The sequence below is a fragment of the Micromonospora okii genome (assembly GCF_020884795.1).
GTDB lineage: Bacteria > Actinomycetota > Actinomycetes > Mycobacteriales > Micromonosporaceae > Micromonospora > Micromonospora okii.
Map to the genome: position 1 here is coordinate 21878 of NZ_BBZF01000026.1, position 15103 is coordinate 36980.

The 15103-nt window shown below is 73.9% G+C and carries 12 protein-coding genes; 4 read left to right on the top strand and 8 right to left on the bottom strand.

The window, feature by feature from the left end; translation table 11 throughout:
- Positions 1-28 precede the first annotated feature (28 nt).
- Positions 29-1585, top strand: a complete 1557-nt coding sequence (locus LPU43_RS25000; RefSeq protein ID WP_229402972.1) for a GGDEF domain-containing protein — start codon at positions 29-31, stop codon at positions 1583-1585.
- A 112-nt stretch (positions 1586-1697) separates the two neighbouring features.
- Here LPU43_RS25000 and prfA read toward each other — a convergent pair whose 3' ends face one another.
- Positions 1698-2786, bottom strand: coding sequence for a peptide chain release factor 1 (gene prfA / locus LPU43_RS25005; protein ID WP_229402973.1), 1089 nt, complete (start codon positions 2784-2786; stop codon positions 1698-1700).
- Between the two features lie 121 nt (positions 2787-2907).
- The gene (gene rpmE, locus LPU43_RS25010; protein WP_229403080.1) at positions 2908-3132 is read right to left on the bottom strand and encodes a 50S ribosomal protein L31; all 225 of its coding nucleotides are present in this window, start codon (positions 3130-3132) and stop codon (positions 2908-2910) included.
- Between the two features lie 395 nt (positions 3133-3527).
- Here rpmE and LPU43_RS25015 point away from each other — a divergent pair, with 395 nt between their 5' ends.
- On the top strand, positions 3528-3737 hold the full coding sequence (locus LPU43_RS25015) for a hypothetical protein (RefSeq protein WP_229402974.1): 210 nt from the start codon (positions 3528-3530) through the stop codon (positions 3735-3737).
- Positions 3738-3995: 258 nt separating this feature from the next.
- Positions 3996-4781, top strand: a complete 786-nt coding sequence (locus LPU43_RS25020; protein WP_229402975.1) for an AfsR/SARP family transcriptional regulator — start codon at positions 3996-3998, stop codon at positions 4779-4781.
- Here LPU43_RS25020 and LPU43_RS25025 read toward each other — a convergent pair.
- From LPU43_RS25025 to LPU43_RS25040, 4 genes are all read right to left on the bottom strand, one after another.
- Positions 4727-6544, bottom strand: a complete 1818-nt coding sequence (locus LPU43_RS25025; protein ID WP_229402976.1) for an ABC transporter ATP-binding protein — start codon at positions 6542-6544, stop codon at positions 4727-4729. The two genes, LPU43_RS25020 and LPU43_RS25025, sit on opposite strands and share 55 nt — an antisense overlap.
- 44 nt (positions 6545-6588) lie before the next feature.
- On the bottom strand, positions 6589-7134 hold the full coding sequence (locus LPU43_RS25030; protein WP_229402977.1) for a TlpA family protein disulfide reductase: 546 nt from the start codon (positions 7132-7134) through the stop codon (positions 6589-6591).
- An 8-nt stretch (positions 7135-7142) separates the two neighbouring features.
- The gene (locus LPU43_RS25035) at positions 7143-7742 is read right to left on the bottom strand and encodes a MauE/DoxX family redox-associated membrane protein (protein WP_229402978.1); all 600 of its coding nucleotides are present in this window, start codon (positions 7740-7742) and stop codon (positions 7143-7145) included.
- A gap of 61 nt (positions 7743-7803) precedes the next feature.
- The gene (locus tag LPU43_RS25040; protein ID WP_229402979.1) at positions 7804-8352 is read right to left on the bottom strand and encodes a S26 family signal peptidase; all 549 of its coding nucleotides are present in this window, start codon (positions 8350-8352) and stop codon (positions 7804-7806) included.
- Between the two features lie 107 nt (positions 8353-8459).
- Here LPU43_RS25040 and LPU43_RS25045 point away from each other — a divergent pair, with 107 nt between their 5' ends.
- Positions 8460-9050, top strand: a complete 591-nt coding sequence (locus tag LPU43_RS25045; protein WP_229402980.1) for an AAA family ATPase — start codon at positions 8460-8462, stop codon at positions 9048-9050.
- Positions 9051-9229: 179 nt separating this feature from the next.
- Here the strand turns inward: LPU43_RS25045 and LPU43_RS25050 are convergent, their stop codons facing one another.
- Positions 9230-12721, bottom strand: a complete 3492-nt coding sequence (locus LPU43_RS25050; protein ID WP_229402981.1) for a phosphodiester glycosidase family protein — start codon at positions 12719-12721, stop codon at positions 9230-9232.
- 142 nt (positions 12722-12863) lie between these two features.
- Positions 12864-14975: a transcription termination factor Rho gene (gene rho, locus LPU43_RS25055; RefSeq protein WP_229402982.1), complete on the bottom strand. Its 2112-nt coding sequence runs from the start codon at positions 14973-14975 to the stop codon at positions 12864-12866.
- Positions 14976-15103 lie beyond the last annotated feature (128 nt).

The window sequence follows — 15103 nt, forward strand, 5'->3', positions numbered from 1 at the left end:
CGGTGCGCACACCGACAGGAGGTCTCGGGTGGGGTGGCTCGACCGGGTCAACGACCAGGTTGACGCCCTCACGCGGGCCCGCGTCTTGCAGGAGGTGAGTCGCTCCGCCGAGGCGACCGTGCTCCTCGACGGGGTGATCCGCACCACCACCGACCCGTACGCGAGGGTCGACGCGCTGGTCCAGCGCCTCTCCGCGTTGATCAATCTCGGTCGCACGGCCGAGTTCACCCGGGCGATCGAGGAGGCGTCGGCCGCCGTCCGTGACCTCGCGGAGCCGTACCCGCACGGGCACCTCAACGCGCTGGCCGCGCTCGCCGCCCACCACCAGGGCGCGCTCGACCGGTGCGTCACCCACCTGGTCAAGGCCGCCCGCGCGCTCGGCGCGGTGCACGACCCCGACCGGGACACCGCGTGGGGCTGGTACGACCTGGCGATGGCCTACTCCTACCTCAGCTTCCACGGCTACGCCCTCGGCGCGATCGAGCGCGCCCGCCAGCTCGGGGTGGCCGCCGGCATCCCCGAGGAGACCTTCGCCGCCCCCGGCATCCGGCTGCGCAACGCCGTGGCCCTCGACCACAACGGCGACAGCGACGGCTGCCTGCGGGTGCTGCGCGACGTCGCCACCGACCTGGACCGGTTCCTGCGCGGCGGGCAGACCACGGGGCTGCGGCCGAGCTGCCTGGTCGCGTACGGCTACGCCGCCGCCCGCCGCGCCATCCTCGGCGACCGGGTGGAGACCGGCACCGGCGCCGACGCGGACCCGGTCCGGCTGCTCGGCCACCCGGGGGACAGCGCGCGGGCCCGCGACATGCAGCAGCTCGGCCAGGTCTGCCTGGCCATCGCGGCCGGCAACCCGATCGAGGCCGTCACCCGGCTCGACGCCGCCCGGGTCTCCCACGAGACCCTCGGCGCGGCCGAGCCGGCCCGGCTGCGCAGCATCGCCTACGGCCAGGCCGGTGACCACGCGTCGGCGCACCGGGCCGACCGGCACGCGTTCCGGCTCGCCGCGCAGCGCAACGACCGGCTGCGCGACGTCTACATCGACGGCATCGCCGCCCGGATCGACCACGAGGAGGTGCGCCGCGAGGCGGCCCGGTTCGAGGGCGAGGCGCTCACCGACCCGCTGACCGGCCTGCCCAACCGCCGCCGGCTGGAACGCTACATCGCCGCCCTGGTGGCCGGCGGCGAGAAGGCGGTGATCGGCGTGTGCGACCTGGACGGCTTCAAGGCCGTGAACACCCGCCACGGCCACCACTCGGGCGACCTGGTCCTCCAGCGCATCGCCGGGGTGATCAACCGGGTGATGCGCCGGGGCGACTTCGTGGCCCGCTACGGCGGCGACGAGTTCGTGGTGGTGCTCCCCGATGCCGGGATGGACGAGGCCGCCGAGGTGTCCCGCCGGATCGAGGCGGCGATCCGCACCGAGGACTGGGAGGCCCTGGTGCCCGGCACCCCGGTCGGCGTGAGCATCGGCTTCGCCGAGGTCAACGGCGCTGGCCCGGGCCGGCGCGACGCGCTCGGCGCGGCGTTCGAGATCGCCGACCGGGAGATGCTCGCCAACAAGGCCCGCGCCCGCGCCTCCTGACGGGCCGGACCGGGGCTGTTCGGCCGGCGGGCTCCCCGCTCGGCGGACCTCCCCCGGCCCGGCGGGCGCGCCTGCCCGGCCCGACGGCCTTCCGGGCCGCGCCCTTCTCGGCTCAGCGGCGGGTCAGCTCGGTGTCGCCGGCCAGCCGGGCGGCGCGGTCGGCCTCGGCGAGGGCGTCCAGCACGCCGTCCAGCTCCCCGGCGAGGGCCAGGTCCAGGTTGTACGCGGTGTAGCCGATCCGGTGGTCGGTGATCCGGTTCTGCGGGAAGTTGTACGTGCGGATGCGCTCCGAGCGGTCCACCGTGCGCACCTGCGCCTTGCGGGCGTCCGAGGCGGCGGCGTCGGCCTGCTCCTGGGCGGCGGCCAGCAGCCGCGCCCGCAGGATGCGCATCGCCTGCTCCCGGTTCTGGAGCTGGGACTTCTCGTTCTGGCAGGAGACGACGATCCCCGTCGGCACGTGGGTGATCCGGACCGCCGAGTCGGTGGTGTTAACCGACTGCCCGCCCGGCCCCGACGAGCGGAACACGTCGATCCGCAGCTCGTTCGGGTCGATGGTGACGTCCACGTCCTCGGCCTCGGGCAGCACCAGCACCCCGGCGGCGCTGGTGTGGATGCGCCCCTGCGACTCGGTGACCGGGACGCGCTGCACCCGGTGCACCCCGCCCTCCCACTTCAGCCGCGACCACACGCCGTTGCCGCCCTCGGGGACGCCCTTGGTCTTGATCGCCAGCGAGACGTCCTTGACCCCGCCCAGGTCCGAGTCCTGCGCGTCGATGACCTCGGTGAGCCAGCCGCGCCGCTCGGCGTACCGGGTGTACATCCGCAGCAGGTCGCCGGCGAACAGGGCGGACTCCTCGCCGCCCTCGCCGGCCTTGATCTCGACGATCACGTCCTTGGCGTCGTGCGGGTCGCGCGGGATCAGCAGCTCCGCGAGGCGCTCCTCCAGCGCGGGCAGCCCCGCCGCGATCGACTCCGCCTCGGCGGCGAAGGACGCGTCCTCGGCGGCCAGCTCCCGCGCGGCGACCAGGTCGGCGCGGGCCTGCTCCAGCTCGCCGGCCGCCTTGTGCAGCGGCACCAGCTCGGCGTAGCGGCGACCGACCCGCCGGGCGGTGTTCTGGTCGGCGTGGATGGCCGGGTCGGCGAGGCGCTTCTCCAGCCCGGCGTACTCGTCGAGGAGGGCGGCCAGCCGTTCGCTGCTCATGCTCGGGTGCTCCTTCGACGACGGCGAGGACCGGCCGGGACGGGCGGCCGGGGGGTAAAGAGGGCGATACGGACAGCGCCCGCGCCCGGCACGAAGCCGGGCGCGGGCGCCGAACGTGGAACTACTTGGCCTTCTTGGCCTGAACCTTGGCGTACTTCTGCTGGAACTTGGCGACCCGGCCGGCCGTGTCGAGCACGCGCTGCTTGCCGGTGTAGAACGGGTGGCAGGCGCTGCAGGTCTCGACGCTGATGGAACCGCCCTTGGCGGTGCTGCGGGTCGTGAAGGTGTTGCCGCAGGAGCAGCGGACCTCGGTGGTCGTGTACTCCGGGTGGATGTTGGACTTCATGTCGCCTTCGGTCCTCTCGTGGGTGGTCGCCGGGTCGCCGTGCGGCACCGGCGCGGGATGCGCGCCGGGCTCGGGCGTGAACCGGAACCGGTGGCCGATTGACCAGTGTGCCATGGGCTTCCAGCGGCCCGTGAGGCAGGCCGCACGGCTGGTCCGGCTACGTCAACACACCGGCCCCCACCCGCATTCCCGCCCCGGCGGGCCGGACACCCACCCGGGCTCGCGGGACGGGTGTCCGGTCCGCCCTCACCGGGAACAGGGCGTACCGCAATGTCGCCGCGCGCTGCCGGCTCAACCGCACTGTGAATTTGTATTCGTCATGTACGCCTCCGTATATCGACCGTCGATAGTTTCTTCCTATCCGGATTCACCACCAACACGAAAGGCAGCGTCGAATGCGACTGTTCACCGAGCTCAGCGACCGGGCCATGCGCCTGCTCAGCCCCCGGATCACCGCGGACGCGGCGACGGCCTACGCCTGCCGCTACCTGGGGACGACCTGCGACCCGTGCGGGACCCTCTGGCTCGACGAGGTCGTCGAGCACTACAACTGCGAGGGCAGGTCCCAGACCATCAGGAAGGGCTGCAGCACCTGCGCCGGCTGATCCGACAGGCACGGCGGGGCCTCACCCCACGGGGGTGAGGCCCCGCCTCACGTCCGCCACCACTGTCCCGAACAGCCCCGGACTGTCCCGAACAGTCCGGGCCACCGCAGCTTCTTGCCCGGCCCGGCAGGTCCCACCCAGACTGGGGCCAGCGGCCACTGCGGCCTGACGGCCGATGGTCACCGGCACCGGAACGGGGGTTCTGCCGTGGCTTTCCATCTTCGATTACTCGGCCCTGTGCAACTGACGGGAAATGGTGTGGACGCCGTCGTGGGCGGGCCGAAGTCCCGCGCGTTCCTGGCGATGTTGGCGCTCAACGCCAATGAGGCCGTCTCGCTGCGGCGACTCACCGAGGCGTTGTGGGAGGGTTCGCCACCCCCATCCGCCACGGCGAATCTGCGCAATTATGCCGCGCGTCTCCGTACGGCGCTTCGGCTGATCGGCGCGGAGCACGCCGACCGCCTCGTCGCCGGGAACGGGCGCTACCAGCTCGCGGTGGGCGACCACGAGCTGGACGTACACCGCTTCGACACCCTGGCCGCCGAGGGGCGGGGCGCGGTACGCCGGCTGGACTGGGTGACGGGCGAGCGGCTCCTCCGCCGGGCCCGCACTCTGTGGCGGGGCGATGCCGCCGAGGACGTTCCCCGCTCGACCATGCTCGACTCGTACCTCGTGGCGTTGGACGAGCGCCGGTTGACGGTGGAGGAGGACCACCTGGAAGCGTTGGTCGCCCTCGGGGACCACGGCACCGCCATCGAGCGGCTACGCCGATTCCTGGGCGGTCAGCCCTACCGGGAGCGGGCCTGGCGACTGCTCATGCTGGCCCGCTACCGGGCCGGCGACGTCATCGGCGCGCTGGCGGCCTACGACGAGGTCCGCCGGGTCTTCGCGGACGGCTTCGGGATCGATCCGGACGTCAGCCTCGCCCGGCTCCGCCAGGTGATGCTCCGCCGCGATCCGTGGCTGGCGGGAAACGACGTGCTGCGCGCTCAACCCGGCCGGGACGACCCGTTCGGCGAAGAGGCGCTCGACGTCTCCCGATAGCCGCTCGCCTGGAGGGTGAACAGCCGCGCGTAGACGCCGCCGACCGCAAGCAGCGCGGTGTGGTCCCCCTCCTCGGTGATCCTCCCGTCGGCGAGCACGGCGATCCGGTCGGCGTCCCTCAGCGCACCCATCCGGTGCGAGATCAACAGGCTGGTACGACCGGCCCGGTGTTCCCGGAGTCGGACGTGGATCTCGTGTTCGGCCATCGCGTCGAGCCCCGAACTGGGTTCGTCGAGGATGAGCAGGTCACTGCGGTCCCGCAGCAGGGCCCGCGCCAGGGCGACCCGCTGCCACTGCCCACCGGACAGCAGCGCACCGTCCCGGTCGTCGCCGTCGAAGAACACCCGGCTGAGCACGGTGTCGTAGCCTCGGGGGAGCCCACGCAGGGCGTCGTGCGCGCCGGCCCGTTCGGCGGCTGCCTCCAGCCGCGGGCGATCGTCGACGGCGGACAGGTCGCCGACGGCGACGTTGTCGGCGGCACTCATGTCGTAACACATGAAGTCCTGGAAGACCGCGCCCAACCGCAGCCGCAGCTCGACCGGATCGAACTGCCGGATGTCGACGCCGTCCCAGAGCACCGTCCCGCGCTGGGGGTCGTAGAACCGGCAGAGCAACTTCACCAGGGTCGACTTGCCGGCACCGTTGACCCCCACGAGCGCGGTGGCGTGTCCGTACGGAATGGTCAGGTTCAGGCCGTGGAGGATCCACGGCTGCTCCTCGCTGTACCGGAACCACACGTCCCGGAACTCGATGCCGTGCCGCAACGCGGGCACGGTCCTCGCCTGATTCGGCAGGGACAGGTCGGGGGCCAGCCCCTCCACGAACTGGTAGTGACCGAACAGCAGGGCCGACTGGTGGATGCCGACCAGGCTGGCCACCAGGCCCCGCAGGGTGCCCTGGGTGCCCGCCACGGCCGCGACGAGCAGCGCGACGTCGCCGACGCTGAGCCGGCCCGATCCGGCCATCCCGGCCGCCCAGACCATCCCGACGCCGGCCACCGCTGCGGACAGCAGCGAGAGGCTGCCCTGGGTGCGCAGCACCCGCAGGTCGAGCCGCCGGCGGGCGCGGTTGCTGCCGCGCAACTCACCGAGCATCCTCTCCCGCAGGTACGCGCCGATGCCGAACAGCCGGATCTCCTTGGCGGCCTGGAGGTCGGTGAGCAGGTTCGCGTAGAAGAACTCCCGGCGTTCCGTCGGCCCGATCCGCCAGAGCACCGAGGCGCGTCGACGGCTCAGGGACAACTCGGCGGCGAGCACCGGGACTGCGGAGAGCACCACGACCGCGGCCATGACCGGGCTGAGGGCCAGCAGCGTGACGACGAACCCGGCCAGGGTGAGGCCGCTCTGCACCAGCCCGAACAGCCCGCGAAGGATCTGTCCCGGGCTGTCGCGGCCCGCCTGCTCGGCAAGCCTCAGCCGGTCGTGGAACTGCGGATCCTCGAACCGCCGCAATCCCGGTTGGCGCTCGACGGCCTCGTAGAGCCGCTGCTGGACGACGAATCGCACCCGGCGGTTCAGCTCCTCGCCGAGGTACGTACCCAGTTGGGGGAGCACGGCGGCGACCACCCCGACCACGAGCAGCACACCGGCGAACCGGACGGCGGAGCGCACCGCGCCCGGCCCTCCCGCCGCCAGGGCGTCGACCATGACCTTGGTGCACCACGCCACCGCGATCGGTGCGGCACCGGCCAGCCCGGCGACGAGGACCTGCACGGCGACGTGTCCGGGTGCCGCCCGCAGGCCGATCAGCACTGCGGCGGCCACGGATCCCGTACGGCCCGTACCGGCTTCGGGGGTGTCGCCGCGCATCATGCCGGTACCGGGGCTGGCAGACCGTCGACGGTGATGGCGCTGGCCGCGACGGCGCCCCCGGGCCCCAGGTACGCGAAGGCGGGAGTGCCCTTGACCTCGAAGGCCGTCGTGACCGGTCCCCGGGGCTCCTCCACCACGACCCGGGCCACCGCAACGAGCTGGTCCCGGTACTCGTCGGCTCCGGGAAGGTCACCGATCACCGCCAGTACGTGGTCCCGGCCGCCGGGCGTGACGGCCGCCCGCGCCACGAAGTGCGGCAGCTCCGACCTGCACGGCTTGCAGCCGGGGGTGAAGAAGCCGACCAGCGTCGGCTCCGGCAGCGTCCGGTTGGATATCGGCCCGTCCGCCTCGGTGACCGTGTGGAACTCCCCCGGCGGCGTACCGACGGCAACCATCCGGTCGAGCTGGACCGGTGCGGCCACAGCCAGGTCGGCGACCCGGGCCGACAGCTCGGCCACCCGGCGCATCAGCCCGGTGACCAGCACGAGTTGGAAGACGGAAAACACGGCCAGCACGATGACGGCGGCGACCAGGGTGGACATCTCGCTCCTCAGTTCCGGTTCTGGACGATCGACTCGGTGGTCTCCGGTGCGAACAACTCGACGATGTCGTCGACGTACACGAACGGGCAGGCGCAGACCGCCCCGGCCAGCACGGCGGTCAGGGCCTCCGGGGCCGGCAGCGCGGCAGGTGGGGCCAGCAGCGCGCACGCCGCAGCACCGCCGAGCGCCGCGCACAGCAACAGGAGGTTGCGGACGACGTGCCGGACCCCGAGCGGACGTGCGGCGCGCCCGAAGCACGGGCACGGTTTCCGGATCCCGCGCCGCAGCGCGATGACGATCGTCCCGGTGAAGCCGCCCAGCAGCGCCGCCCCGGTCAGGAGCCCGAGGGCTGCGGGAATCCGGGCGTCGAACCGCATCGGCAGGCCGAACGCGGCGAGACACGCCACCAGCAGGCCGGCGGCCACGGCCGCCTCGCCGACCGCAACGAGCGTGGCCACCGGACGCACCGCCCGGCGGGGCAGGATGCGTAGATCGGACAGCGCCCTGACGAACACGGCGAGCGCCTCCCGGCTGCGCAGCTTCGCCACCGCCGCGCACCCGAACACCACGCAGAGCAACGCCTCGACGGCGATCACCACGTCCCACATGCCACTTCTCCCGTCCGTTCCGGTTCGGGACGGACGTTAGGCGGCAGAGCTACACGGACCCCTAACGGCGAGATATACGCGGCGGTGGAACACTTGCAGAACCGGAACGTCGCACCACGATCCCGAGCAGGAACTCCTCGTTGTAGTAGCCGTGCTGGCGGGAGTCGATGCTGACCGCGGCGTTGTCACCGAGCAGCACGAGCCGGCCCGGCGGGACCGCCGTCCCGGCCACGTCCCGCAAACTCGTCACCTCGTCGCGGGGCACGGCATCTCCCGGTACGGCCCGGACCCGCTTGATCACCCAGGGCACGATCTCGTGTAGCTGCACGGGTTCCGTGGTCGGCTGCTCGGGCGTCGTCAGCGTCCGCAGGGATGCCGCGGCAGGCTGCCCGGCTCGGGGGTTGCGCAGCACCACGACGTCACCGGCCCGGATCTGCGCCAACGCGACCCGCCGCACGACGACCCGGTCCCCGGACCGGAACGCCGGCTCCATGCTGGCTCCCCGGACGCTGACCACGACGTAGCGACGGCGGATCAGGAATGCGGCCGCGCCAAGGACACCCAGGGCGAGCGCGAACGTCAGGCCCAGGCCCCAGCCGAGCGAATCCATGGCCCACGATATCAAGCGGGCTTCCCGGCACAGGTGCTCGGTGGAGGGGACGTTTCGGGCGGCAGCCGCCATGTGGCGGGCGGGGACGGCGGGCGTACCGTGGGCTGATGTCCGGTTCGCCCCAGGAACAGCGCGGGACGGGGACCCCGCCTCGACTGGTCGCCACCCGGGGGCTGCCCGCCTCGGGCAAGACCACCTTCGCCCGTACCCTCCAGCCCTCGGTCGTCCGGGTGAACCGGGACGACCTGCGCCGGATGCTGCACGGCGAGCGGTTGTTCACCCAGTGGGCGGAGGCCCAGGTCACCCGGGCGCAGCGGGCCCAGGTGGAGGCGCTGCTGCGGGGCCGGGTCAGCGTGTGCGTCGACGACACCAACCTGCGCGCCCGCACGCTGCGGGACTGGGCGCGGCTCGCCGCCGACTGCGGGGCGGAGTTCGAGGTGCACGACTTCACCGACGTACCCCTCGCCGAGTGCCTGCGCCGCGACGCCGCGCGACCGGCGGCGGACCGGGTGGGCGAGGAGGCGATCCGTCGGCTGCACGACCGGTTCCTGGCCAACCGCCCCCTCCCCCTGCCGGTCCCGGAGGTGGCGACCGGCGACCCGGCGCGGCGGCGGCCGGACCCGGCGGGGCCGCCCGAGATCGTCCTGGTCGACATCGACGGTACGGTGGCGCTGAACGTGGCGGAGGGCGACTTCTGAGGTGTGCACGTGCAAGGAAGGGCCCCTTGTTAACGCCTCCGGTAGAGAAGGGAACCCTTCTCACCGGCTGCCGCCCGCGAGCGGCGCCGGCCGCCGCCGCGAGGTCTCGCGGGCAGCGGGGCGTTAACAAGGGGCCCCTGCTATGCAAAAAGCGTTAACAAGGTGCCCTTCCTTACACCTCAGGCGGCGGGGGCGGCTGCCGCGCCGGTGAGGGCGATCGTCGCCTCGGCGCGGACGCCGTTCACCGTCACCGCGAGCACGATCGTCGCGCCCGCGCGGCGCGCCGTCAGCTCACCCGTGGCCGGGTCGAACCGGGCCACGTGCCAGGGCCGCAGCCCGGACGCCGGGCCGATGTGGACGCTCGGCGAGGCGGACCAGTCCGCGCTCACCGGGGCGGCCACCGGCACCGTACGGCCGCCCGGCTGGGTCAGCGTCGCGGTGACCCGGGCCGGGGCGCCCACCGTGACCTTCCCGGGCGCGGTCAGGTCGACGCGGTCGGTGTGGGCGTGGAACTCGGCGGTGACCCAGCGGGGGCCCTCGGCGAGCGGGTTGAGGCGGGCGAGCGCCGCCTCGGCCGGGGTGACCGGGTCGACGCCGAACTCCGTCCAGCCGGTGAAGCCGCCCTGCGCCGCCGGGGTGGACGGGTTCTTGCCCGAGTTGCCGTTGATCACGTACGGCACGCCGTCGACCCGGTCGGCGTGGAAGGTGCCGACGTGGCCGTTGACGACGAGCGCGCCCTTGCCGGTGCGGTGCTGGAAGTCGGCGAGCCACTGCTCGACCAGCGCCGCCTCCTTCCGGTCGCCGAGCTGGCTGGCCTTGGCCGGGCTCGGGTCGCGGGGCGGGTGGTGGAACAGCACGGCCACCGAGCCGACGCCCCGGTCGGCGGCGGCCCGGTCGAGGGCGTCGCGCAGCAGCTCGACCTGGTCGAAGCCGCCGCCGCGCAGCGAACCCGTGGCCGTGCTCAGCGTGACGAAGCGGGTGCCCGCGTGGTCGAAGACCCGCGAGGTGGGCCCGAACGCGGCGGTGAAGTTGGCGATCGGGGCACCCATGATCTCGTGGTTGCCGGGGACGTAGTAGTACGGCAGCTCGCCGCCCAGCTCCTCGTCGAGGAGCCGCTTGGCCAGCGCGAAGTCCGCCGGGTACGCGGTGTCCACGAAGTCGCCGTTGATCACCAGGAAGTCGGGCTTCGCGGCCCGGATCTCCCGCAGGGTGCGGCGGGCCTGGGCGACCAGGTCGCTGTCCGGTGCGGCGGCGACGAACTGCGCGTCGGACATCACGGCGAAGCGCCAGGGCGCGCCGTCGACGGTGCCGTCGCGCAGCACCACCCGGTCGGTGCGCGGCTCCTCGGCCGGCGCCTCGACCGGCGGCGGCACCTTCGCCACCAGGTCGTCGATGACGACCTCGCTGGTGTACTTGGCGGCGGCGTTGGTCTCCGCGACGTAGAACCGGCGTACCCGCACGGGGTACTGCACGCCGGCGGGGACGGCGAACTCGACGTACTTCCAGCCGGTCCAGGTGATCAGCGGGCCGCGCAGCACGTGCTGGGTGTCCTGGGCGTCGTGCAGGTGCAGGCTGGGCCACTCCCCGGTGCCGTTGCCCTTGATCCACATGCCGAACGCCTGCGGCTGACCGGGCACCTCGATCCAGGCGGGCGGGTCGGCGTACGCGGCGCGGGTGCCGGTGGACTGGCCGAAGTCGTACGACATCTTCAGGCCCGTGCCGGTGCGGCCCGGCGCGGGGGCGACGGAGCCGCTCGCCCGGGCCTGGCTGAACTTCCACGACGCGGCGTCGTCGAAGGTGGCCACCGGCACGTCGGTGAGCCCGACGGTGACGGGGAGCACGGTCGTGCGGTCGCCGACGCGGGCGGTGACGAGGGCGGAGCCGGTGCCGGCGACCGCCTTCACCGAGAGGTTGCCGTCGTCGGTGGGGGTGACGTCGAGCACGCTCCGGTCGTAGTCGAGCCGCAGGTCGGCGGGCTCGATCGGGGCGGTGTTGCCCTCGGCGTCGTAGCCGACCACGCCCACCACCGCGGCGTCGCCGGCCTGGTTGAGGCCGACCCGGTCCGTCGTGGCGTCGATGCGGGCCAGCGGGCCGAGCACGGTGAGGGCGAGCTTCCCGGCGGCCCGCCCGCGCGAGGCGGTGACGGTGGCGCTGCCGGGCAGCCCGGCGCGGAACACGCCGTCGGCGGTCACCCGGCCGTGCAGGGCCGGGTTCACCCGCCAGGTCGGGGCGCCGGCCGCCGGGCCGTACGTCTCGTCGTGGCCGGTGGCGGTGAGCCGGCGGGTCAGCCCGGGGAAGACCCGGTCGGGTCGCCCGCCCCGGACGGGGGCGACGCCGGGCGCGGCCGTGGGGTCGCTGGTGGTGCGCAGCCAGTAGCCGGTGAGCCGGCCGCTGCCCTTCGGCGCGTAGATGGCCAGCCCGTTGGGGACGGCGCGCTCGGTGCCGTCGGAGGGGCTGTTCTCCACCCGCACGCTCGCCTCGCCGGGGCGGCGGGCCAGCAGGGTCGAGGAGCCGCCGCCGTCGAGGTTGAGCGCGGTCCACGCGCCCAGCTCGGCCATCATGCGGCCCATCTCGGTCTGGGTGACGCCCCGGCTGTCGACCTGCCGGCCGTCCACGGTCAGCATGATCATGCGCTTGCCGTCGGCGGTGAAGCCGACCGCCGTGCGCGGCGCGAGGCTGGCGTCGGCGATGCTCTGCACCGCGCCGTCGCGGACCAGCACGTTGCCGCCGCCGACGGCCGCGCGCAGGGTGCCGCCGTCGGACGCCTTCGGCCGGTACGCCACGCTCACCGCGTCGCCCGGCCGCAGCCCGGCGAGGGCGTCCGCCCCGGCGTCGCGGCCGAGCAGAACGGTGGTGCCGGCGGGGATCGGGCCGGTGCCGGCCGCCGGGGCCACCGCCGCGACGCGGCCGTCGACCACGGTGACCTCGGCGACGCGGCGCGCCCCTGCCACCGCCCGTTCCCGGGGGTACGCCCCCCAGAGCGGGGTGAACAGGCCGACGCCGTCGGTCTGGACCATGTTGTTGAACTGGGTCAGCGCCACCGGGCCGGTGGGCAGGGTGGCGGTGCCGTCGAAGTTCACCTGGATCACCCGGCCGAGGCCGTCGGCGCTGATCGCGGCGGCGTTGGTGTGCCCGGCGACCGGGGACTGGACCAGCTCCCCGCTCCGCACGCCGACCCCCTGGGCCGCGCCGGAGTTGTTGATGTCGAAGAAGTCGCCGTTGACGGCGGCGACGGCGCGGGACCGGTCCGCCGCGGCGCGCAGCGGCTCGGCCTTCGCCACCTCCCCGGAGTTGACGTAGTCGACGGTGACCCCGCCGGTGAGGTCGGCGGTCAGCGCGTCGGCGCGCAGCCAGCCGTCGGCGTCGTACCGGTCGAAGGAGGTCAGGTCGAGGCCGGGGGCGACCGGCCGGACGGTCTTCGCGGTCTCCAGGCCGCCGGCCGGCTCGACGCCGGAGGCGGCGCGGGTGGCGGCGGCGGCCCCGGCCGGGTCGCGGGCGAGGGTGACCGCGCCGGCCGGGGCGGACGAGGCGCGCGGGGCGTCCTCGGCTGCGGTTCCGGCCGGCGGGGCGGTGGGTGGGACGGCTGTGGCCGGCGGCGCGCCGGCCACGGCGAGCAGCGGCGTCAGCAGCAGGACGCCGGCGGCGTGGGCGGATCGACTGCGGGTGCGCATGGGCGACAGTCAACCCGACGACGAACAGAAGTTTCAATACCCTGCGGCTGAACCGTAGGAAAACTTCATGCCTCGTGGCTGCCCGGACGCGGGAAGGGGCACGGCCGCGAACGGCCGTGCCCCTTCCCGTACGCCCTGCGGGTCACTCCCCCGGCGTGGACTTCGCGATCTGCATCAGGAACTCGATGTTGGTGCGGGACTGCTTGAGCCGGTCCAGCAGCAGGTCCAGCGCCGCCTGCGAGTCCAGCGAGTGCAGGACCTTGCGGAGCTTGTGCAGGATGGCCAGCTCCTCCGGCGCGAGCAGGACCTCTTCCTTACGGGTGCCGGACGGGTTGATGTCGATGGCCGGGAAGGTGCGCCGGTCGGCGATCTTCCGGTCCAGCTTCAGCTCCGCGTTGCCGGTGCCCTTGAACTCCTCGAAGATGACCGTGTCCGCCATGGAACCGGTCTCCACCAGGGCGGTGGCGAGGATGGTCAGCGAGCCGCCGTTCTCGATGTTGCGGGCCGCACCCAGGAACCGCTTCGGCGGGTAGAGCGCGGTGGAGTCGATACCGCCCGACATGATCCGGCCGGAGGCCGGCGCCGCCAGGTTGTACGACCGGCCGAGCCGCGTCACGGAGTCGAGCAGCACGACCACGTCGTGCCCCAGCTCGACCAGCCGCTTCGCCCGCTCGATCGCCAGCTCCGCCACCGTCGTGTGGTCCTGCGGCGGACGGTCGAACGTGGCCGCGACGACCTCGCCCTTCACCGACCGCTGCATGTCCGTGACCTCTTCGGGCCGCTCGTCCACCAGCACCACCATCAGGTGGCACTCGGGGTTGTTGTGCGTGATCGCGTTGGCGATGGCCTGGAGCACCATCGTCTTGCCCGCCTTCGGCGGGGACACGATCAGCGCCCGCTGCCCCTTGCCGATCGGCATGACCAGGTCGATCACCCGGGTGGTCAGGATGTGCGGCTCGGTCTCCAGCCGCAGCCGCTCCTGCGGGTACAGCGGGGTGAGCTTGTAGAACTCCGGTCGGCGGCGCGCCTCCTCGGGCTCCATCCCGTTGATGGTGTCCAGCCGCACCAGCGGGTTGTACTTGTCCCGCCGCTGCTCGCCGTCACGGGAGGCCCGCACGGCGCCGGTGATCGCGTCACCGCGACGCAGGCCGTACTTCTTGATCTGGGACATCGAGACGTACACGTCGTTCGGGCCGGCCAGGTAGCCGGTGGTCCGGACGAAGGCGTAGTTGTCGAGCACGTCGATGATGCCGGCGACCGGCACGAGGACGTCGTCCTCGCTCACCTGCGGCTCGCGGCCACCACCACCGCCGCCGCCACCACCGCCGCCGTCCTCGCCGCGCTCGCCCCGGCCCCGGCGACGGTCGCGGAAGCGGCTGCGCCGGCCCCGCCGGCCGCCGCCCTCGTCGTCGTCGCCGTCGTCGGCGCGGTCCCGCTCGGCGCGGTCCCGCTCGGCGCGCTGACCCCGGTCGTTGCGGTCGCCCCGGTCGTTGCGGTCACCCCGCTCGGCCCGGTCGCCCCGGTCGTTGCGCTCACCGCGCTCGGTACGGTCGGCCCGCTCGCCCCGGTCGTTGCGCTCACCGCGCTCCGTGCGGTCGGCCCGCTCGTTGCGCTCGGCCCGGTCGGTGCGGTCGGCCCGCTCCGCCCGGTCCGCGCGCTCGGTGCGGTCCGTACGGTCGGCCCGCTCCGTGCGGTCGGTCCGCTCGGTCTGGTCCCGGCCGCCCCGGCCCTCGCCACGCTCCCGGCGGCCCTCGGCCCGCTCGGCGGGCTCGACGACGGGGGCGCTCGGGGCCTCCTCGGCCCGGGTCTCGGCCGGCCGGGTCTCGGCCTCCGGTGCCCGGGTCTCGGTTGCCGCGGCGGCGGCCCGGGTGCGCCGGGTCCGGGGCCGGCCCTCGGTCGGCGCGGCAGCGGCCGGCTCCGCCGGGGCCCGCTTCTGGTCGGCACCCGTCGGGGCCGACGCGACCTCGGCGCGCACCTCCTCGCGGGTGGCCGCGGCGGCGACCTCGGCCCGCGGTCGAGGGGTCCCGGCGGCGGCCCCGCCCTGCCGCTCGGAGATGGCGCTGATCAGCTCGCCCTTGCGCATGCGAGCCGTGCCGGAGATGCCGAGCGACGCAGCCAGGCTCTGCAGCTCCGGCAGCAGCATCGCCGACAGGCCGGTGCCGCTACGCCGACGGCGGGTGGGGGCAGCGGCGGTGGTGGTGGCATCGCCAGCGACGTTGGAAACATCCGACGTCACGTCGGTGGTGTCGCTCAATGGATTCCTTCCCTCGATAGGCCGGGACTGCCCGGAGTCGACAAGCAGGTGGCCGGGCGGCCTCGGTGCACCCGCCTCGCATGACGCGTCGCGGGAGACTGTGACACAGCAGCCGGTCGGTATCCCGA

Coding starts and splice junctions, on each gene's coding strand:
- LPU43_RS25050 (WP_229402981.1), bottom strand. CDS start 12,721: ATGCGCACCCGCAGTCGATCCGCCCACGCCGCCGGCGTCCTGCTGCTG.
- rpmE (WP_229403080.1), bottom strand. CDS start 3,132: ATGAAGTCCAACATCCACCCGGAGTACACGACCACCGAGGTCCGCTGC.
- LPU43_RS25040 (WP_229402979.1), bottom strand. CDS start 8,352: ATGGATTCGCTCGGCTGGGGCCTGGGCCTGACGTTCGCGCTCGCCCTG.
- LPU43_RS25030 (WP_229402977.1), bottom strand. CDS start 7,134: ATGTCCACCCTGGTCGCCGCCGTCATCGTGCTGGCCGTGTTTTCCGTC.
- LPU43_RS25015 (WP_229402974.1), top strand. CDS start 3,528: ATGCGACTGTTCACCGAGCTCAGCGACCGGGCCATGCGCCTGCTCAGC.
- prfA (WP_229402973.1), bottom strand. CDS start 2,786: ATGAGCAGCGAACGGCTGGCCGCCCTCCTCGACGAGTACGCCGGGCTG.
- LPU43_RS25035 (WP_229402978.1), bottom strand. CDS start 7,742: ATGTGGGACGTGGTGATCGCCGTCGAGGCGTTGCTCTGCGTGGTGTTC.
- LPU43_RS25045 (WP_229402980.1), top strand. CDS start 8,460: ATGTCCGGTTCGCCCCAGGAACAGCGCGGGACGGGGACCCCGCCTCGA.